At 61.8% G+C, this 18,671-nt stretch carries 15 protein-coding genes; 6 read left to right on the top strand and 9 right to left on the bottom strand.

What is annotated here, in order from left to right:
- Positions 1–163: 163 nt before the first annotated feature.
- Positions 164–1,942 carry a recombinase family protein gene (locus tag LW136_RS08450; protein WP_234174962.1) on the bottom strand — a complete coding sequence of 593 codons (1,779 nt, stop codon included), beginning with the start codon at positions 1,940–1,942 and terminating at the stop codon, positions 164–166.
- Positions 1,943–2,067: 125 nt separating this feature from the next.
- Positions 2,068–2,844 (bottom strand): ferredoxin-NADP reductase, encoded by a 777-nt coding sequence (gene fpr, locus LW136_RS08445; RefSeq protein WP_014819886.1) that lies wholly within the window; start codon positions 2,842–2,844, stop codon positions 2,068–2,070.
- Positions 2,845–2,957: 113 nt separating this feature from the next.
- Here fpr and LW136_RS08440 point away from each other — a divergent pair, with 113 nt between their 5' ends.
- A complete protein-coding gene (locus tag LW136_RS08440; protein WP_014819885.1) occupies positions 2,958–3,884 on the top strand; it encodes a LysR family transcriptional regulator in 927 nt (308 codons plus the stop codon).
- 14 nt (positions 3,885–3,898) lie between these two features.
- Here LW136_RS08440 and erdR read toward each other — a convergent pair whose 3' ends face one another.
- A complete protein-coding gene (erdR, locus tag LW136_RS08435) occupies positions 3,899–4,549 on the bottom strand; it encodes a response regulator transcription factor ErdR (protein ID WP_003299411.1) in 651 nt (216 codons plus the stop codon).
- A 246-nt stretch (positions 4,550–4,795) separates the two neighbouring features.
- On the opposite strand from erdR, the gene LW136_RS08430 reads away from it, so the two are divergent.
- Positions 4,796–5,707, top strand: a complete 912-nt coding sequence (locus LW136_RS08430; protein ID WP_014819884.1) for a DMT family transporter — start codon at positions 4,796–4,798, stop codon at positions 5,705–5,707.
- 13 nt (positions 5,708–5,720) lie between these two features.
- On the opposite strand, the gene LW136_RS08425 is transcribed toward LW136_RS08430, so the two are convergent.
- The gene (locus tag LW136_RS08425; RefSeq protein WP_090519008.1) at positions 5,721–6,431 is read right to left on the bottom strand and encodes a tRNA-uridine aminocarboxypropyltransferase; all 711 of its coding nucleotides are present in this window, start codon (positions 6,429–6,431) and stop codon (positions 5,721–5,723) included.
- Positions 6,432–6,558: 127 nt separating this feature from the next.
- Between LW136_RS08425 and LW136_RS08420 the strand changes: the two genes are divergently transcribed.
- Entirely contained in the window at positions 6,559–6,957 is a 399-nt protein-coding gene (locus tag LW136_RS08420) for a PA3611 family quorum-sensing-regulated virulence factor (protein WP_014819882.1), read from the top strand.
- 55 nt (positions 6,958–7,012) lie between these two features.
- Here LW136_RS08420 and LW136_RS08415 read toward each other — a convergent pair whose 3' ends face one another.
- Positions 7,013–9,427: a phosphoketolase family protein gene (locus LW136_RS08415; protein ID WP_234174961.1), complete on the bottom strand. Its 2,415-nt coding sequence runs from the start codon at positions 9,425–9,427 to the stop codon at positions 7,013–7,015.
- Positions 9,428–9,559: 132 nt separating this feature from the next.
- On the opposite strand from LW136_RS08415, the gene LW136_RS08410 reads away from it, so the two are divergent.
- Together LW136_RS08410 and LW136_RS08405 are read left to right on the top strand one after the other, a co-directional pair.
- Complete coding sequence (locus tag LW136_RS08410) at positions 9,560–10,969, top strand: MBL fold metallo-hydrolase RNA specificity domain-containing protein (protein WP_234174960.1); 1,410 nt, start codon at positions 9,560–9,562, stop codon at positions 10,967–10,969.
- A gap of 115 nt (positions 10,970–11,084) precedes the next feature.
- On the top strand, positions 11,085–12,176 hold the full coding sequence (locus LW136_RS08405) for an LOG family protein (protein ID WP_023444835.1): 1,092 nt from the start codon (positions 11,085–11,087) through the stop codon (positions 12,174–12,176).
- Positions 12,177–12,276: 100 nt separating this feature from the next.
- On the opposite strand, the gene recX is transcribed toward LW136_RS08405, so the two are convergent.
- From recX to LW136_RS08385, 4 genes are all read right to left on the bottom strand, one after another.
- Positions 12,277–12,744: a recombination regulator RecX gene (gene recX / locus LW136_RS08400; RefSeq protein ID WP_234174959.1), complete on the bottom strand. Its 468-nt coding sequence runs from the start codon at positions 12,742–12,744 to the stop codon at positions 12,277–12,279.
- A gap of 5 nt (positions 12,745–12,749) precedes the next feature.
- The gene (gene recA / locus LW136_RS08395) at positions 12,750–13,793 is read right to left on the bottom strand and encodes a recombinase RecA (protein WP_014819877.1); all 1,044 of its coding nucleotides are present in this window, start codon (positions 13,791–13,793) and stop codon (positions 12,750–12,752) included.
- Between the two features lie 83 nt (positions 13,794–13,876).
- Positions 13,877–14,374 (bottom strand): CinA family protein, encoded by a 498-nt coding sequence (locus tag LW136_RS08390; RefSeq protein ID WP_234174958.1) that lies wholly within the window; start codon positions 14,372–14,374, stop codon positions 13,877–13,879.
- Positions 14,375–14,471: 97 nt separating this feature from the next.
- Positions 14,472–15,584 (bottom strand): acyltransferase family protein, encoded by a 1,113-nt coding sequence (locus tag LW136_RS08385; RefSeq protein WP_234174957.1) that lies wholly within the window; start codon positions 15,582–15,584, stop codon positions 14,472–14,474.
- A 474-nt stretch (positions 15,585–16,058) separates the two neighbouring features.
- On the opposite strand from LW136_RS08385, the gene mutS reads away from it, so the two are divergent.
- Positions 16,059–18,638 carry a DNA mismatch repair protein MutS gene (mutS, locus tag LW136_RS08380; protein ID WP_234174956.1) on the top strand — a complete coding sequence of 860 codons (2,580 nt, stop codon included), beginning with the start codon at positions 16,059–16,061 and terminating at the stop codon, positions 18,636–18,638.
- The last annotated feature ends 33 nt before the right edge of the window (positions 18,639–18,671 follow it).

The raw sequence follows: 18,671 nt of genomic DNA, 5'->3' as shown, positions 1-18,671 counted from the left end.
TAAAGTATTGACCTTTAGTTGCTCTTGTGAGCCTTCCAGAGATAGTAGGGAAAACTAAGCCTTAAACGCACGGTAATGCTCAGATGCAAACGGATTCATTGAAAACCCTATCGCGTTTTTAAGGGGTGAAAACCCCTACTAAATCCCCTGTTCTGATCCGCGTTTAGCCCCTCCTCCCCTCGATACGGCGTTTCACCTCCCGAACACTGATCCCTTCCAGCTCTGCAATCTCTTTAAAGCTATGAATTTTGGTGAGGGCAGTTAGCCGCGTGCGCTCCTGCTCTTCCTGCGCAATCAGATGTTCTCGTGCAAGGACGTGCGCTCGCACGGCACTGGGGATCGCCTCTCCCTGCTGTAGCGCCAGTTCCAAGGTGGGGGACGACAACGGCAAGAACTCAAGCTGTCCGCTGTAATCAGTGAATGCAAACCCATACTTCTCAGCCACCACGATGCTGTAGTGCACTGGTGCCTTCTTTCCTCTCGCCTCCCCTACCCGTTCGATAGCAACTTGCACACCAAGACTTTTCAGCAAGCTATTAGCGCGTGCCCGTCCCTCATATGACACAAGGTCGAGCCGGGAGAAGAATTCTTCTTTATCTATGATCTGCTCCCGAGCAATGTCCTCTCTCAGCGCCTCGCGCTCTTGCTGGTGCTGGGATAGGTCATCTTCAAGACGCTGCATCACTGTGATGATTGACGCGGGAAGTGAACCACTTAGATTCAGAATCTGAGCCTGTAGAGATTCGAGGCGTTCTCTCGTCTCAGCGATCTTCCCATCACACACAGCAATCTGATGCTGTAGCTTTCCTTGATTGCTCTGCACCAGGGATAGGCTATCGACCTTTGCCAATATTTCCCGGAACACCTCTTCACTACGTGGCAACAGCACCGGCTTGGCTGGGCACAGACCTTGGATGTTTCGAAAGCATCTTAGGATGCGAGAGTTTCCCCGCTTGCTGATGTGCATTGGTCCTGCACATATGCCGCACTGCGACACACCCTGCCAGACGTTGAACCGCTTACCGGGCTTTGTAGCCTGCGACTGGCGACGGGACGAAACCGCCTGCTGAGCCGCATAGAACTCGTCTTCAGTGATGATCGGCGGATAGAAGCCGGGGATAGGTGCTCCGACAGGGACACGCTTACCTTCAATGAATTGGTGCGGCTGATATTCACCAAGCACGGACCGATTACACAGCATCCGAGCAATGCTGCTGTTTGCCCACAACCCGGAAGCGTTCTTCCTGTCCGCACTGAAGGAAGGGACACCACTTTGATTAAGCTGAGCCGCTATCGCCCTGTGTCCATACCCGTCCTGAGCAAGCTTGTAGATGCGCTGTACCACTTCTACACGTTCAGGAATGGGCACATACCCATCTGGGGTGTAATCCAGCCATAGGGGACGGAGCTTGCCGATAGGCACTGATTCTGTGCGGGCGCTTGCTTGCTTACGTCGCCAAGCTGCCGACACACGTTTGCCTTTGGTGGCTGATTCTTCGTGTGCCCTGCTCATCTGCACGATACTGATAATCAGGTCGAGTTCGTTGTACTGCGATGTGTAGAGCCTGCCATCTGCCAGAGTGACCACGTTAATTCCTTGATTCAGCAGGTCAAGAAAACGCGGTAGAGCGTCTTTCACACGCTCCCGGCTGAGACGGTCGAGAGATTCGACAAGAAGGGTGCTGCCCTTGGGAATGGTGCCGTCCTGCACATAGGACAGGAATCGAGCAAGCTCGCCCGTATCGTCAAGGTGTCGAGCCTTGTACGCTGATTTACCCTGATCGAAGAAACTGTATTCCTTGGCGTCCACCAGCTCTAAGCCGTGCTGAGCACAATACTTTTCTGCTTCGTCACGCTGCCGCCTGTAGCTGTCCCCCGCTGCCTGCGTAGCGTTTGAAAATCGAATGTATGAGTAAGCCCGAGGCTTTTGAATGGCAGACACAATGCACCCTCCCTGCTGAATGGGTGGATTGTGCCAGAATGTGAAGAAGTGCTGCGCCGCCTACGTCTGATGCCAGACCGCACCGGGATAGCCGCCGCGCGAGGCGGCGGCGTGGAGCGGATGCGCTACTTCTCGACGAATGCGCGTTCGATCAGGTAGTGCCCGGGATCGCCCATCCGCGGCGAGACGCTCAGACCGAAGCTGTCCAGCACCTGGCTGGTTTCGTCCAGCATGCTCGGGCTGCCGCAAATCATCGCGCGATCGTCCTGCGGATTGATCGGAGGCAGGCCGATGTCGCTGAACAGTTTGCCGCTGCGCATCAGCTCGGTCAGGCGGCCCTGATTCTCGAAAGGCTCGCGCGTCACAGTCGGGTAATAGATCAGTTTTTCTTTCACCGCCTCACCAAAGAACTCGTTCTGCGGCAGGTGCTCGGTGATGAATTCACGATAGGCGACTTCGTTTGCGTAGCGAACACCATGCACCAGCACGACTTTTTCGAAGCGCTCGTAGGTTTCCGGGTCCTGGATGACACTCATGAATGGCGCCAGGCCCGTGCCGGTGCTGAGCAGGTAAAGATGCTTGCCAGGCAACAGATCGTCGAGCACCAGTGTTCCGGTTGGCTTGCGGCTGACCATGATCTGGTCGCCTTCCTGCAGGTGCTGCAGTCGAGAAGTCAGCGGGCCGTTCTGCACCTTGATGCTGAAGAACTCCAGATACTCTTCGTAGTTGGGACTGGCGATACTGTAGGCGCGCATCAGCGGACGGCCCTCGACCTCTAGGCCGATCATGACGAACTGGCCGTTCTCGAAGCGCAAGCCTGCATTGCGGGTGGTCTTGAAGCTGAACAGCGTGTCGTTCCAATGGTGCACACTGAGAACGCGCTCTACGTTCAGATTGCTCATGCTACGAATTCCTCGTGGTGTCGCGACGGGCGTCGTTACGTGGCGCCAGTCTAGCGATGGCGTCTTTATTCGTTAACTGGATAATAAAGATATAGGTTATCGGTTATATAGATATGCATTTTACTCTCCGCCAGATCGAAGTGTTTGCCGCTGTCGCCCGCCAGGAAAGCGTGTCGCGCGCAGCCGAGAGCCTATCGTTGTCACAGTCTGCAACCAGTACGTCGCTGGCCGAACTGGAACGCCAGTCCGGCTGCCAGCTCTTCGACCGAGCCGGCAAAAGGCTCTGCTTGAACGCGCTCGGACAACAGCTGCTGCCGCAGGCAGTTGCCCTGCTCGATCAGGCACGCGCCATCGAGGATCTGCTCAACGGCAAGAGCGGCTTCGGCTCACTGGCGGTCGGTGCGACGCTGACGATCGGCAATTACCTCGCCACGTTGCTGATTGGCAGCTTCATGCAGCGCCACCCGGAATGCCGAGTGAAGCTGCACGTACACAACACTGCGCACATCGTGCATCAGATCGCGCAACACGAACTTGATCTGGGTTTGATCGAAGGTGATTGCCAGCACCCGGACCTTGAGGTCCAGCCGTGGATCGAAGATGAGCTGGTGGTGTTCTGCGCGCCGCAGCACCCGCTGGCCGGGCGCGGCGAGGTGGGCCTGGACGAGCTGACCAGCGAAGCGTGGATTCTCCGCGAGCAGGGCTCCGGCACGCGGATGACCTTCGAACAGGCTGTGCGACATCGGCCAGGCAAGCTGAACGTGCGGCTCGAGCTGGAGCACACCGAAGCGATCAAACGCGCGGTGGAGTCGGGACTGGGGATCGGCTGTATTTCTCGACTGGCGCTGCGTGACGCCTTTCGCCGTGGCAGCCTGGTACCGGTGGCGACGCCCGAGCTGGACCTGCGCCGCCAGTTCTACTTCATATGGCATTCGCACAAGTATCAGACCGCGGCCATGCTTGAGTTCGTCGAACAGTGCCGCGCCCTGACCTCAGGCGTGCGCCGCAGCGATGAAATCCAGCTGCCGCCGATCGCCTGAGCCCATATCTGGCGTCAACTGGTGGGAATGGAACCCATCTGCTGCAGCAACAGCGCTGCCTGGGTGCGGGTACGCACGCCGAGCTTGCGGAAGATAGCGGTAACGTGGGCCTTGATGGTCGCTTCGGAAACGCTCAGTTCGTAGGCGATCTGCTTGTTCAACAGCCCGTCACAGACCATGGTCAGCACTCGGAACTGTTGCGGCGTCAGGCTGGCAAGCCCGGCGCTGGCGGCCTTGGCCTCATCGCTGACGTTGGCCACATCCTGGATGTTGCTAGGCCACCAGACATCGCCATCCAAAACAGCACGTACCGCTTCCTGGATGGTTTCCAGAGAACTGGACTTGGGAATGAAACCGCTGGCACCGAACTCACGGGAGCGCGCAACGACCGCTGCGTCCTCCTGTGCCGAGATCATGACTACCGGTAGATGCGGATACTGCCCCCTCAGCAGTACCAACCCCGAGAAACCATAGGCTCCAGGCATGTTCAGATCCAGCAGCACCAGATCCCAATCGGCGCCCTGATTTAGAAGGCTTTCCAGTTCGGCGATGCTGGCCGCTTCCACCAGACGTACGTTTTCCCCTAGCCCCATGGTGAGCGCCTGTTGCAGCGCGCTGCGGAAAAGCGGGTGATCATCGGCAATGATTATTTCATAAGCAGCCATTGGCAGACCTGTAGTTTTTATTGGCGCTTTTTCATCGGCTTGAGCAGCCGATGCCGACAAGATGACGGCAGAAACCCCGAGTCAACGCTCCGGGGATGGTCCGATGTGAAATTTTCGGCCGGCCAGACCGAATATCGGCCGCCCGCCACAACAAATCAAGCGGCGCAAGCATGCCCACCCATGAATAAGTGGTCAAGCGCGGCGCTTTGTAGCAAAGTCTGCGACTTTTCCCGACCGAGCCGAAACATGCGTAGCCAAGCCCTCCGCGCCGACTTCCTGATGCTGATCACCGCCATGATCTGGGGCACGGCCTTTGTCGCCCAACGCATCGGCATGGACAACATCGGCCCGTTTCTATTTACCGGCCTGCGCTTCGCCCTGGGCGCTCTCGCGCTGCTGCCACTGGTGATCTACCAGGGCCGCACCAAAGCCCGGCACGAACCCTTTCTGCAGCGTGGCCTGCTGCTCGGCGGCCTGAGCATGGGGCTTGCGCTGACCGTGGGAATCAACCTGCAGCAGGTCGGCCTGCTGTTTACCAGCGTGACCAACTCAGGATTCATCACTGGCCTGTACGTGATCGTGGTGCCACTGCTGGGACTGATCATTGGCCACAGGACAGGCCTCGGAACCTGGGTCGGCGCCTTTCTCGCCGTTGCCGGCATGGCGCTGCTGAGCATCGGCGAGGATTTCACCGTTGCCTCTGGTGACTGGATCCAGTTGGCCGGCGCCTTCGTCTGGGGCCTGCATGTGCTGCTGGTGAGCTTCTTCGTCAGCCGCCACGACGCGATTCGCCTGGCCTTCCTGCAGTTCGCCACCTGTGCCGTGGTCAGCCTGCTGCTGGCATTGATCTTCGAAGAGATCGAGCCGACCAGCATCTGGCTCGCCGGGCCGGCCCTCATCTATGGCGGATTGTTCGCCGTTGCGGTTGGCTACACGCTGCAGGTCGTTGCGCAGAAGCATGCGATCGCCTCCCATGCGGCGATCATCCTCTCACTGGAAGCGGTGTTCGCAGCCATCGCGGGCGCACTGTTCCTTGAGGAAAGCCTGACGCTGCGCGGCTACATGGGCTGCGTATTGATGTTCATCGGCATGCTCGCCGCACAGCTCTGGCCGCGCAAAGCCGAGCCGCTAACCACAGCCAGTCCTGCCAAGGCCTGACGGCCAATCGAGTTCAGCGCGCAGGCTTCAATGCCAGATGCGCGGCGTTCTGCAGGTCCGGCTGGCGATGATACTTGGCACCCAGATAGTGCTCGGTGAACACATCGAGCAAGGCATCGAGCGTGTTCGCCGCGGCCGACTCTCCAGCCAGATCCAGACAGAGCGCTGCGACCTCGGCGGTGCACAGATGGTCACTGCGGGTCGACCGGCGCAGCCGGTAGCGCGACAGCGCCTCCGGTCGCAGGCTCAGCACCGGCAAGCCATCCAGGTAAGGGCTCTTGCGAAACATCTTGCGCGCCTCGGTCCAGGTGGCATCGAGCAGTACGAACAGCGGGCGCTTAGCGTTCTCCCGCTCAACTTGCTCGACCACCCGCCTCGACTCGGCGTATTCACCCGGGAAGATCACCAGTGGCTGCCATTGCGGATCGGCCAGCAGTGCCAGCAATCGCGGGTCCACGTCCGTGCGCTGCCAGGTGAAGGCGAAGGTATCGCGCACCACATCGGCAATCAGCCAGCCCGTATTGCTAGGCTTGAGCGGCTCGATATCGTGCATCAGCAGGCAGACACCACAATCGCTTTCGATCGTCGGAAGCCAAGGGCAAAGGCAATGGCTGAATGGTACCCGGCAACGCTCGCAGCGCGACGCCCGGGAGCCGCGGGCAACGAAGGGTTTGAGGCTCTTGGCCAGGCGTTCGCTGCGCAGACGGGCTACGGCATGGGGCATGAATCGACTCGAGGGTGACGATGAAGCGCGGCAGTCTACCAGCGCCAGCGAGACTTCTGCCCAGCACCGTTAAATGAACCGCACCACAGGCAGCCGGTCGAAATAGCGCAGTCAAAAGGAGACCGCCATGTATCGTCTGACCACCCTGCTCGCTCTGAGCCTCGCCCTCCCCGTTGCCCACGCCGCCTCGCTGCAGGAGCAACAGCTGAATCAGCTGCTCGAGCAGGTCGCCCGCGAAAGCAGTGTCGGAACGCCCCGCGCGATCAACGAAGACATTCTTGACCAGGGCTACACCGTAGAAAACAACATGCTGGTAAACCATCTCAGCGTACAGCCGCGGCATGCGGCGCAGATGCGCGATAACCCGGCCGATGTGCGCAGCCAGCTCGCTGTTAGCGTCTGTGGCAATGAAGGACTACGCAAGCTGATGAGCCAGGGCGCAGTCCTACGCTATGACTTCAGCGAGTACCAGAGCAACAAGCCCATCGCCAGCGAGCGCTACAAGGCCTCGGACTGCGACCGCTAACAGGTGAACGCTGGCAGGCGCAGGCCACGGCCCGCCGTCCTGCCAGGTTTATTTATCAAGCGTCGCCCCGCAGTATCTGCGGATCACCTTTGCCAGCTACAGCGGCAGCCTCTTCCCTGGTGAGCAGTGCCGTGCGCGGCACATTGCGCAGGCGCGCACAGGCCGCGAGCACATTGGCCCAGCTGGCGCGATTGGCGAACTGCATACCGAACTCATCCAGCGTACCTCCGCGGTTGCGATAGCCGAGCGCCGAACTCTTGCGCGCGTCCGGCAGAATCGGCCACAGGTGACCGCGCGCCACTTCTGGCCGCATGTGCGTCAACAGCACGCGCATTTCCATCGCATCCGGGAACAACCGCTCCGCCACGCCTTCGCTGGCGCGCGCCCCGACTTCCCAATGATCGCGCGGCCCGCGGAAGCGGCCCGGCTCCTGCAGATAGACAAGGCGATAAGCGCAGTCGGCCTCCTTGAGCCGCTTGGCCGCACGGAGCATCTCGCCCAGCTGATAGCTGCCGTTGGCAATCAGCAGCAATGCCTCGTTGCCCGGCTGCTCCTCGACCACGATGGCGCCGTCGCGCGCCAACTGCTCGGCCTGGGTCTGATCGAAGTAGCACGGCCGGTCGCGTTTGGGCATGACCAGGCAGGCCAGTTCGCCGCGTGCCTGGTAGATCGATGGCAGCAGCGCCAGGGCGCTGTTGTGGTCGGCCGGAAACAGCACCCGGACCATGTCGTTCATCTCTCCGAGCAGCGCCTCGCAGAAGGTCGTGTCTTGGTGGGACTGCTGGTTCTTGCCGTTTTCCCAGGTGTGCGACGTCGCGATCAAGGGCCAGCCGAGCCAGCCTGCAGGCCTGCCAATCTCCTTTTGCTGCCGGGAAAAAATAATGCTCTGCCGCACCACGCCCAGCATCTTCACGCAGAAGGCTTCGTAGCTCGCCACCAGATTCAAGCCGCCCTGGTTGGCAAGGCAGGCGGATACCACCGCCTCCTCGTTGAGAGCGGTGATGATGGCGCCGTCCACGGCCTCCAGCTCGCTTTCCGGCTCGATGACGCGATGCTTGAGCGCCTTCAGCACGCCGCCCAAACGGTTGCTGGCCAGCTCGTCAGGATTACCCACCCGCGGCCGCAACGCGGGGTTGGCGGCGGTCAGCTCGACGAAGAAACGATCGACCGCTGCCATTGGTGAACAGGCGTCGTCGCGGTAGTTCAACTTCGGCATGGTCGGCGCAGGCGGGCGTCGCGAGGCGAGCGGATTGTCGCGCTCCAGCGTTCGACCCTGGCGACTGCGCGTGAACAGCTCCAGTGAAGCAGCCAGCTCCTGTTGCGGTACGAACAGACGCGCCGCGTGCTCGTTGAACAGGTCGCGTGACTGCTCATCGCGGCTCGGATTACCCGGCAATGGCAGGTTGTGCGCTGCGTTGCTGCCGGCACCATAGAAGCCGAAGCCTTTCACCGTCTCGGCGATGCCGTAGGGCATCGGCAGCGGATAGTTGAGAATGCCGCGCGCCTTCTCTTCCACGCGTCGCTCCAGGCGCAGCTCCATCTCCCACAGGGTGGTGACGAAAGCAGCAGGGTCACGCCCATCGAACGGCATCGGGTCGAAGCCGCACTGACTCAAGTGCTGACGGAAATCCTCGAGCCCCTGCTCGGTGCCAAGCGCGGTACGCTGCTCGATTCGCCGCCCGTTGGCAATCATCACCGGCAGCGCGACGCCGCAATCTTCGGCACGCCACCAGCGGGGAATCCAGTCACTGCCGCGCTGCTCTTCCGCCGCGCCATCGGAAAGAAAGGCCACCAGCGTCTCGCCCGGCAGCGGCATGTGTGCGTATTGCAGCTCGGCGAAACCGAGATAACCGCCCTCGGCAATGCCGCCGGCGGTGTGCGGATTGACATGGCTGCCCAGCGGCGCGAGCGGACTGCCGTCGGCGGCCTGGCCGTACCCGTAGAAATCCTGCAGCAGGCGATTCATGCCCGCCTCGCCGCCCGCGTAGGCCTGCTCCTGCTCCGGATGCAGGTTGCCCGTCAGCAGGTTGAGCGCATCGACGGCCGCCACACAGTGGCCCTGCCCCATCAGCCAGGCGCGGGTGCGGCCAGTCAGTGCATTCAGGGCCAGGTAACCGGCATAGGCCGGCACCATGTTCAGCGCGCCGCCGGTATGCCCCTCGGGGTTCTGCTTGAAATCCTCGGCAGCCAACGGCGAACCGTCCAGATGCACCTGGCGCGCGTAGGTCATGTGCACCACCAGCCAGAGTCCGGCGCTGGCGACCCGGTCGACCGCCTGCAGCAGCCGGTAAACACTGGCCAGATCCGGCTGATGACCTGCCTGTACCAGCTGATGGGCCAACCGGAACACCGCCGCCTGGGTCTCCAGCGCGTGCTCGAACGGCCCGAAACCTACACGCCAGGTGGCGAACTCCGGTTCGGCTTGCGCGTGTTGATCCAGCTCGACAAGGCTGGGCAGTAGCTGACTCATGGGTTCACTCCGTTGGTAAGCGGGTTGTGCTGTAGTCTAGGCAGCGCTCGATTCGTTATCTCTGATATGTATCAAGTGGTCATGGCAACCGAGCGGGCAATGTGGACATCATCGTACAGACAGGAAGGCAACATGGCTTTGCTCAGTTTTCTAGGCGCCATTCAGCAGGTAACCGGCTCCTGCTATCTCATTGAGACCCATGACGGTGCAAGGGTTCTGCTCGAATGCGGCATGCACCAGGGCCGCCGGGAAGAAGCCGGCAGCGACCGCAGCGCGTTCGCCTTCGACCCCAAGACACTCGATGCGGTGGTGCTGTCCCACGCGCATATCGACCACAGCGGCCTGCTCCCGCGCCTGGTCGCCCTCGGCTACCGCGGCGCCGTGCACTGCACCGATGCCACCGCGGAGCTGCTCGAACTGATGCTGCTGGATTCGGCGCAGATTCAGGAAAAGGATGCCGAGTGGGAAAACAAGTGGCGCGCGCGCATCGGCAAACCGATGATCCAGCCGCTCTATACCCGCGTCGACGCCGAGCGCATGTTGAGCCAGCGCACTCCCCACGCCTATGGCGAGACGTTCGATGTCGCGCCAGGTGTCGCGGTGACCTTCCACGATGCCGGTCACATCCTCGGCTCCTCGATCGTGCAACTGGATGTGCACGACCATGGCAGAACACGGCGCGTGGTCTTCTCGGGCGACCTGGGCAACGACTGCTCGCCGCTGATGCATGCGCCGACCGTGCTCAAGGAAGCTGACGTGGTGCTCATGGAGTCCACCTATGGCGACCGCGACCACCGCAGCCACGAAGACACGATCGAGGAGCTGGCCGGCATCCTGCAACAGGCCCATCGCGATGGCGGCAACGTGCTGATGCCCTCCTTCGCCGTCGGACGTACGCAGGACCTGATCTACTACCTCGGGCGCTTCTACCGGGAAGGCCGCCTGCCGCAGCAAGCGGTATTCCTGGACAGCCCGATGGCCATCGGCGCCAACGCCATCTACTCGCACTACAAGGATCAGCTGGATCTCGACGGCATCGACAATGCCCTGAGCGGAGCCAGCGGCAAGCTTTACGCCGAGCGCTGGTTGCCGATCCTCCGATCCACGCCGACACCGGAAGAATCGATGGCGATCAACCGCTTCAAGAGCGGCGTGATCATTATCGCTGGCAGCGGCATGTGCACCGGCGGGCGCATCCTGCACCACTTCAAGCACAACCTTTGGCGCGAGGAGTGCCATCTGGTGATCCCTGGTTTCCAGGCACGCGGTACCCTCGGCCGTGCCATCGTCGACGGAGCGAAAAGCGTCAAGTTGCTGCACCAGCGCATCGCCGTGAATGCCAAGGTGCATACCCTCGGCGGGTTCTCCGCCCACGCCGGCCAGTCTCAGCTCATCGACTGGGTCAGCAACTTCGAAAGCCGTCCGGAGCTCTACCTGGTGCACGGCGAGCTGGAGAAGATGCAGGTGCTGCAGCAGTCCATCCGTGAGCGCCTGAACTGGGAAGCACGCATTCCCGAACCCGGCGACCGAATCGCCATCTGAACGCAGCCCGCCGAAGCCGCTTGCGGCTTCGGTCGCCTGCGCGCCACGCAACCGGCTTGAGCCGGCTGACCGCACCCTATAGCCTGAACGCGACGCTCATACATGGAGATGTTGTATGTCCTTTGATTCGGATGACTATCTGTCGCGGCATTTCAAGACCAGCGGCGCCGAGCTGGAAAGCAAGATCGATGAGTTGGCCGCCTTGGTCGTTCCGGAGAACAGTGCGAACCTGCCCCTATACCGGGAGATGCTGGTGACCGTCATGCGCATGGCTCAGGCCGACCGCAGCCGCTGGGATGCCAAGATCCTGCTGCAGACGATGCGCGAAATGGAGCACGCATTCAGCCGGCTCGACCAGTTCAAGCGGCGCCGCAAGGTCACGGTTTTCGGCTCAGCCCGTACGCCGGTCGAACATCCCCTGTATGCGCTGGCCCGTCAGTTGGGCTCCATCCTTGCGCATTACAACTTCATGGTCATCACCGGCGCCGGTGGCGGCATCATGGCCGCCGCTCACGAGGGCGCCGGGCGCGACAGCAGCCTCGGGCTGAACATCACGCTGCCTTTCGAGCAACACCCCAACCCGACGGTGGGTGGCACCGAGAACCTGTTGTCGTTCCATTTCTTCTTCGTGCGCAAACTGTTCTTCATCAAGGAAGCCGATGCGCTGGTGCTCTGCCCCGGTGGGTTCGGCACGCTGGACGAAGCACTGGAAGTGTTGACGCTGATCCAGACTGGCAAGAGTCCGCTGGTGCCGATCGTGCTGCTCGACGAACCCGGCGGCACCTACTGGAAGGATGCACTGCAGTTCATGCGCGGTCAGCTGGAGGAGAATCGCTACATCCTGCCCAGCGACATGCGATTGATGCGCCTGGTGGACGATGCCGAAGAAGCAGCCAGGGAAATCGCAAACTTCTATCGCAACTTCCACTCGAGCCGCTGGCTGAAGGATCGTTTCGTTCTGCGCCTGAACCACGCACTGAACGACCAGGCGATGGAATACCTGAACGCGGAGTTCACCGATCTGTGTCTGAAAGGCGTATTCGAACAGCAGAACTGCTGTGAATCGGAACTGGACGAGCCGGAACTGCAGCGCCTGCCGCGCTTGAGCTTCGTCTTCAACGGCCGCAACCACGGTCGCTTGAGGGAGCTGACGGACTACGTCAACGAACCGGCCAACTGGGCGCGGCCGCTGGCGAGCGAGGACTGATGGCCTTTGATGGCCTGGACTCTGGATATTGCGAGCGCTCGTAAGGCTGGTCGGCTTCAGCACCGACGCGCACAACCTGGCATAGAGCCCCGTTACCGCCTCAATCCGCCGAGCTGTCGCCGCGCAACGCTCGACTGATCAACTCCAGCGGATAACCGCGATAGCTGAGAAAGCGCCCCTGCTTCGCCCGCTCTTTGGCATCGGCAGGCAACCGTCCAGCGAACTTGCGCTGCCAGAGTTCGCGCAGCTGCTCACCCCAGTCAAAACCACTGTCACGCAATGCCTGCTCGATATCCGCTCTGGCCAGTCCGCGCTGGGCCAATTCCTCGCGGATACGCAACGGCCCATAGCCGGCATTGGCCCGGCTTCTGACAAAGCTTTCGAGATATCGGGATTCGGAAAGCAAACCCTGCTCGCATAGACGATCCAGGGCCTGCTCGATCAACTCAGGCGGGGCGCCACGCTGGCGCAGCTTGCGAGCCAGCTCGACGCGACCATGTTCGCGTCGAGCCAGCAGATCCATGGCCGTCCGCCGTACCGCGACGGGGTTATCGAGCACGGCAGCCATGGGGATCAGAGATCGGCGTCAGCCAGATCTTCGGTAACCGGGTTGGCCTTGGTGTTTGGCGCAACTACCAGCAACTTGTCGCGGATCTGTTGCTCGATCTCCTGACCGATCTCCGGATTGTCTTCCAGATACTTGGCGGCGTTGGCCTTGCCCTGGCCGATCTTGTTGCCCTTGTAGGCGTACCAGGCGCCGGACTTCTCCACCAGGCCCTGCTGCACGCCGAGATCGATGACCTCGCCATTGCGGTAGATGCCCTTGCCATAGAGGATCTGGAACTCAGCCTGACGGAAGGGCGGCGCCACCTTGTTCTTCACTACCTTGACGCGGGTTTCGCTGCCGACCACTTCGTCGCCTTCCTTGACCGCGCCGGTACGGCGAATGTCCAGACGAACCGAGGCGTAGAACTTCAGCGCGTTACCGCCGGTTGTGGTTTCCGGGCTGCCGAACATCACGCCGATCTTCATGCGGATCTGGTTGATGAAGATGACCAGGCAATTGGCGTTCTTGATGTTGCCGGTGATCTTGCGCAGCGCCTGGGACATCAGACGGGCCTGCAGGCCGACGTGCGTATCGCCCATCTCGCCTTCGATTTCGGCCTTGGGCACCAGCGCCGCCACGGAGTCGACGATGATCACATCCACCGCGTTGGAGCGCACCAGCATGTCGGTGATTTCCAGTGCCTGCTCGCCGGTATCAGGCTGCGAAACCAGCAGGTCGTCGACGTTCACGCCCAGTTTGCCGGCATAGTCCGGGTCCAGCGCGTGCTCGGCATCGACGAAGGCACAGGTGGCGCCCATCTTCTGCGCTTCAGCGATTACCGACAGGGTCAGGGTGGTCTTACCGGAGGATTCCGGACCGTAGATTTCGACGATACGGCCCTTGGGCAGACCGCCGATGCCAAGCGCGATATCCAGGCCCAGCGAGCCGGTAGAAATGGCCGGAATGGCCTGACGATCATGATCGCCCATGCGCATCACTGCGCCCTTGCCGAACTGCTTTTCGATCTGGCCCAGGGCTGCAGCCAAGGCGCGCTTCTTGTTCTCGTCCATCAAATCCTCACTTGATCAAGAGGGCCGGAGGCCACAACAACTGTATAAGTAGCCAGTATTAGAACATAGGCATATTTACTCGCCTAGCCCCGAAACTGTTTTTCTCCGACCGCCAGCGCAAGCAAACCTTGCAAAGCCGCCGCCACCGTCTGCTCACGTACGGCTTCGCGGTCACCGGTAAATAGATAGCGCTGGGCCTGCACATGCGAGTCATCGGCCCAGGCAATCCAGACCGTACCAACCGGTTTTTCTGCCGTGCCGCCGCCGGGTCCGGCAATGCCGCTGACAGCCACCGCAAAGCGCGCACCACTGTTGCGCTGCGCGCCCCGCGCCATGGCCTGCACCACTTCGGCACTGACCGCGCCGACCTGCTTGAATAGCTCCGCCGGTACGCCGAGCTGGCGCGTCTTCTGAGCATTGGAATAGGTGATGTAGCCGGCCTCGAACCAGGCCGAGCTGCCGGCGATACGGGTGATGGCCTCGGCAATGCCACCACCGGTGCAGGATTCCGCGGTGCTGACCTGCGCACCCAGTCGTTGCAGCGCATCACCCAGCTGTGCGGCCAGTTCGGTGAGATTCATCAGGACTCCAGCCGAAGGAAAGTGGCCGATACCCTACACCAGCGGGCTCCCGAGTTCAGCCATCTGGATGGCCAATGGTCGAGTTACGCGTCGCCCATCAGGCATCCTGGCGAACCGGCAGCACGATACGCTCGCCGATGCTCCGCCCGCGACGGCTTACCACTGCATCGCCATAGCGCTGAATGGGATCTGCCAGGGTTCGCTTGACGAAGAAGCCGAACAGCGTCACCAGCGACAGCATCACCGCGATGTAGAGCGGGCCGGGAATGGCCAGCGCTCCAGCGCCGAAGCCCAGCCGCTCGGCGATTGCGAATACCGATGGATGGGCCAGGAAGACGATATAGCCGATCCCGCCTAGCGGCGCGATCCAGCGCAGCCCCTTACCACTGATGCGTGTCGCGCCAATGAAGACGGCAACACCCACCGCATAGCTGACGAAGTAGCGATACCAGGTTTCCCCGAGACCGGTATCGCGCGAGTAGGCCAGCACGCAGATCGGCAACAGAAACAGGTAGAACAGGCCCACTGCGATGCGCGCGTAATGCCCGGTATCGGGTGCGCGACCGTTATCCGTGGCCTTCCACAATGCGCCGAGGAAACACACACTCAGCATCAGGGGCAGGGCCACCGGCAGCTTCATTTCCAGCTTGTAGCGCAGGAACGCGAGCAGCAGGGTGAAGACGTACTGGGCCAGCAGAAACAGCAGATCGCGCCTGGCCGAGCCGCCCAGACGCAGCGCGAAGATGACAATGCACAGCACATAGAAGGTCAGCTCTATTTGCAGCGTCCAGTACAAACCGATCACGTTTTCGACAAATACGAAGCCTTGCAGCATCGTCGCATTGATCGCGATGACAGCCGGACTGAACACCCGAGCCGGATCGTCCCAGGGAAACATCACGCCGAGAAGCAGCGATAGCCAGTACAGGGGAAACAGCCTGAAGAAGCGCTGATAGACGAACGCCGCGACCGGCCGTTCGTAGCGATGGCGGCTCTTGTACAGCGCCGCAACGACGAAATAGCCGCTCAGGGCGAACAGCACCAGCACGCTGGTCTTGCCGACATCCAGTACCGTTTTGCTGACAAGAAACAGATCGCTGGTCAGCCCATCGAAATGGCCATCACGCTTCATTTTTGCGATCAGATGGGAATAGGCAACGCACAACGCCGCAACGCCGCGCAGGGCGTCGAGTCCGAGTAGTCGAGACATGTCTGCTGCTCACTTGACCAGAAAGGGAGGTCGCCAGCATTACTGCAGGAAGAACTGACGCGAGGGGGTAGAACAGGCATTCGCCGAGGCGGGATGGCCGGGACTGCAATCCACCACAGGGCGGCGAAGCACGAGCGATAATCAGGCAAGCTACCGCGACAGGGCACCGAGGGGCCTGCACGACTGCGTGATCGAGGGAGTCGCAGGCCCGGCGTACACGAGGCCCGAAGCGCACCGGCAACCTGTCGACAGACCAGAGTTACCAACAGCTCCGGTTCGCTTGTCAACGCCTTCTGTGCCCGGCCCGACAAATGACACCTGAACGCCGCTCAAACTGCCCCACACCCTCACCTGTCGAGCCGCTCAGCCCGTGTTAACCTTGCCGGCTTTCCCGCGTCAACCTGGCTCCGGACAGTCCGACCGCACCGTCATCCGATAGCCTTACCCGCCACTCAACGAACCGCACGCAAGCCGATGACCAAGCCCAACGCCGACCTTTCCGCCCATACGCCGATGATGCAGCAATATTGGAGACTCAAGCGCGAGCATCCAGACCAGCTGATGTTCTACCGCATGGGCGACTTCTATGAGCTGTTCTACGACGATGCCAAGAAGGCCGCCGCGCTGCTCGACATTACCCTGACTGCGCGCGGGCAGTCGGCGGGCACGGCGATCCCTATGGCGGGTATTCCTTTTCATTCCGCCGAGGGCTACCTGGCGCGACTGGTCAAGCTTGGCGAATCGGTGGTGATCTGCGAGCAGATCGGCGACCCGGCCACCAGCAAGGGGCCGGTGGAGCGCCAGGTGGTGCGCATCATCACCCCCGGTACGGTGAGCGACGAGGCGCTGCTCGACGAGCGCCGCGACAACCTGCTGGCGGCGGTGGTGGGCGACGAGAGGCTGTTCGGCCTGTCGGTGCTGGACATCGCCAGCGGCCGTTTCAGCGTGCAGGAGCTCAAGGGCTGGGAAACCCTGCTCGCCGAACTGGAGCGCCTGAGCCCAGCAGAATTGCTGATCCCCGACGATTGGCCACAGGGCCTGCCGCTGGAGAAACGCCGCGGCGTGCGCCGTCGCGCGCCCTGGGATTTCGATCGAGACTCGGCCTTCAAGAGCCTCTGCCAGCAGTTCTCCACCCAGGACCTCAAGGGCTTCGGCTGCGAGAACCTGACCCTGGCAATTGGTGCCGCCGGCTGCCTGCTGGCCTACGCCAAGGAAACCCAGCGCACCGCCCTGCCCCACCTGCGCAGCCTGCGTCATGAGCGCCTCGACGACACGGTGATCCTCGACGGTGCCAGCCGGCGCAATCTGGAGCTGGACGTCAACCTGGCCGGCGGCCGTGACAACACTCTGCAATCGGTCATGGACCGCTGCCAGACCGCCATGGGCTCGCGCCTGCTGACCCGCTGGCTGAATCGCCCGCTGCGCAACCGCGAGACTCTCGAGGCGCGTCAGGACTCGATCACCTGCCTGCTCGAGCATTACCGCTTCGAACAGCTGCAGCCGCAGCTCAAGGACATCGGAGACCTGGAACGCATCCTCGCCCGGATTGGCCTGCGCAACGCCCGTCCGCGCGATCTGGCGCGCCTGCGCGACGCGCTCGCTGCGCTACCACAGCTGCAGGCGGGCATGCAGGACCTGGTGGCACCGCATCTGCTCGAACTGGCGAAAAGCATCAGCACCTACCCGGAACTGGCCGAACTGCTGGCCCGCGCCATCATCGACAACCCGCCCGCGGTGATCCGCGACGGCGGCGTACTCAAGACCGGCTACGACGCCGAGCTGGATGAGCTGCAGTCGCTTTCCGAGAACGCCGGCCAGTACCTGATGGACCTGGAAACCCGCGAGAAGGCACGCACGGGCCTGGCCAATCTCAAGGTCGGCTACAACCGCGTGCATGGTTACTTCATCGAGCTGCCGAGCAAGCAGGCCGAATCCGCTCCCGCCGACTACATCCGCCGGCAGACGCTCAAGGGCGCCGAGCGCTTCATCACGCCGGAACTCAAGGAATTCGAGGACAAGGCACTGTCGGCCAAGAGCCGCGCCCTGGCCCGTGAAAAACAGCTCTACGAGGAATTGCTGGAACTGCTGATCGGCCATCTGGCGCCGCTGCAGGACTCCGCCGCCGCGCTGGCCGAGCTGGACGTGCTGAGCAACCTCGCCGAACGCGCGCTGACCCTCGACCTGAACCGTCCGCGCTTCGTCGAACAGCCCTGCATGCGCATCGAGCAAGGCCGTCATCCAGTGGTTGAGCAGGTGCTGCAGACGCCCTTCGTTGCCAACGACCTGGGCCTCGGCGACGACACCCGCATGCTGGTCATCACCGGGCCGAACATGGGCGGTAAATCCACCTACATGCGCCAGACCGCCTTGATCGTGCTACTAGCGCAGATCGGCAGTTTCGTCCCTGCCAAGGCCTGCGAGCTGTCGCTGGTGGACCGCATCTTCACCCGTATCGGCTCTTCCGATGACCTGGCCGGCGGTCGCTCCACTTTCATGGTGGAGATGAGCGAAACCGCCAATATCCTGCATAACGCCAGCGACCGCAGCTTGGTGCTGATGGATGAAGTGGGCCGTGGCACCAGCACCTTCGACGGCCTGTCGCTGGCTTGGGCCGCCGCCGAACACCTGGCCAAGCTGCGCGCCTTCACACTGTTCGCCACCCACTACTTCGAGCTGACCGTGCTGCCGGAAAGCGAGCCGGTGGTGGCCAACGTGCACCTGTCGGCAACCGAGCACAACGAGCGAATCGTCTTCCTGCATCACGTGCTGCCCGGCCCGGCCAGCCAGAGCTACGGCCTGGCGGTGGCACAACTGGCCGGCGTGCCGGGCGAAGTGATCCAGCGCGCCCGCGACCATCTGTCGCGCCTGGAAACCACCAGTCTGCCCCACGAAATGCCGAAAATAGAGCCCGGCCAACCCGCGCCGCCCATGCAGAACGACCTGTTCGCCAGCCTGCCGCACCCGGTGCTCGAGGAATTGGCACGGATCAATCCCGATGATGTGACGCCGCGCCAGGCGCTGGACCTGCTATACAGCTTGAAAACTCGCATTTGATACGCCGCGAAAGCTGCTAGAATCGCGCGCATT

The sequence above is a fragment of the Stutzerimonas kunmingensis genome, assembly GCF_021432085.1.
Lineage (GTDB): Bacteria > Pseudomonadota > Gammaproteobacteria > Pseudomonadales > Pseudomonadaceae > Stutzerimonas.
The sequence above is the reverse complement of the archived record's forward strand: the minus strand, read 5'-3'. Positions and strand labels throughout refer to the sequence as shown.

Coding starts and splice junctions, on each gene's coding strand:
- erdR (WP_003299411.1), bottom strand. CDS start 4,549: ATGGCTGCTTATGAAATAATCATTGCCGATGATCACCCGCTTTTCCGC.
- recX (WP_234174959.1), bottom strand. CDS start 12,744: ATGGCTGCCGTGCTCGATAACCCCGTCGCGGTACGGCGGACGGCCATG.
- LW136_RS08385 (WP_234174957.1), bottom strand. CDS start 15,584: ATGTCTCGACTACTCGGACTCGACGCCCTGCGCGGCGTTGCGGCGTTG.
- LW136_RS08420 (WP_014819882.1), top strand. CDS start 6,559: ATGTATCGTCTGACCACCCTGCTCGCTCTGAGCCTCGCCCTCCCCGTT.
- LW136_RS08405 (WP_023444835.1), top strand. CDS start 11,085: ATGTCCTTTGATTCGGATGACTATCTGTCGCGGCATTTCAAGACCAGC.
- LW136_RS08415 (WP_234174961.1), bottom strand. CDS start 9,427: ATGAGTCAGCTACTGCCCAGCCTTGTCGAGCTGGATCAACACGCGCAA.
- fpr (WP_014819886.1), bottom strand. CDS start 2,844: ATGAGCAATCTGAACGTAGAGCGCGTTCTCAGTGTGCACCATTGGAAC.
- LW136_RS08430 (WP_014819884.1), top strand. CDS start 4,796: ATGCGTAGCCAAGCCCTCCGCGCCGACTTCCTGATGCTGATCACCGCC.
- LW136_RS08425 (WP_090519008.1), bottom strand. CDS start 6,431: ATGCCCCATGCCGTAGCCCGTCTGCGCAGCGAACGCCTGGCCAAGAGC.
- recA (WP_014819877.1), bottom strand. CDS start 13,793: ATGGACGAGAACAAGAAGCGCGCCTTGGCTGCAGCCCTGGGCCAGATC.
- mutS (WP_234174956.1), top strand. CDS start 16,059: ATGACCAAGCCCAACGCCGACCTTTCCGCCCATACGCCGATGATGCAG.
- LW136_RS08390 (WP_234174958.1), bottom strand. CDS start 14,374: ATGAATCTCACCGAACTGGCCGCACAGCTGGGTGATGCGCTGCAACGA.
- LW136_RS08410 (WP_234174960.1), top strand. CDS start 9,560: ATGGCTTTGCTCAGTTTTCTAGGCGCCATTCAGCAGGTAACCGGCTCC.
- LW136_RS08440 (WP_014819885.1), top strand. CDS start 2,958: ATGCATTTTACTCTCCGCCAGATCGAAGTGTTTGCCGCTGTCGCCCGC.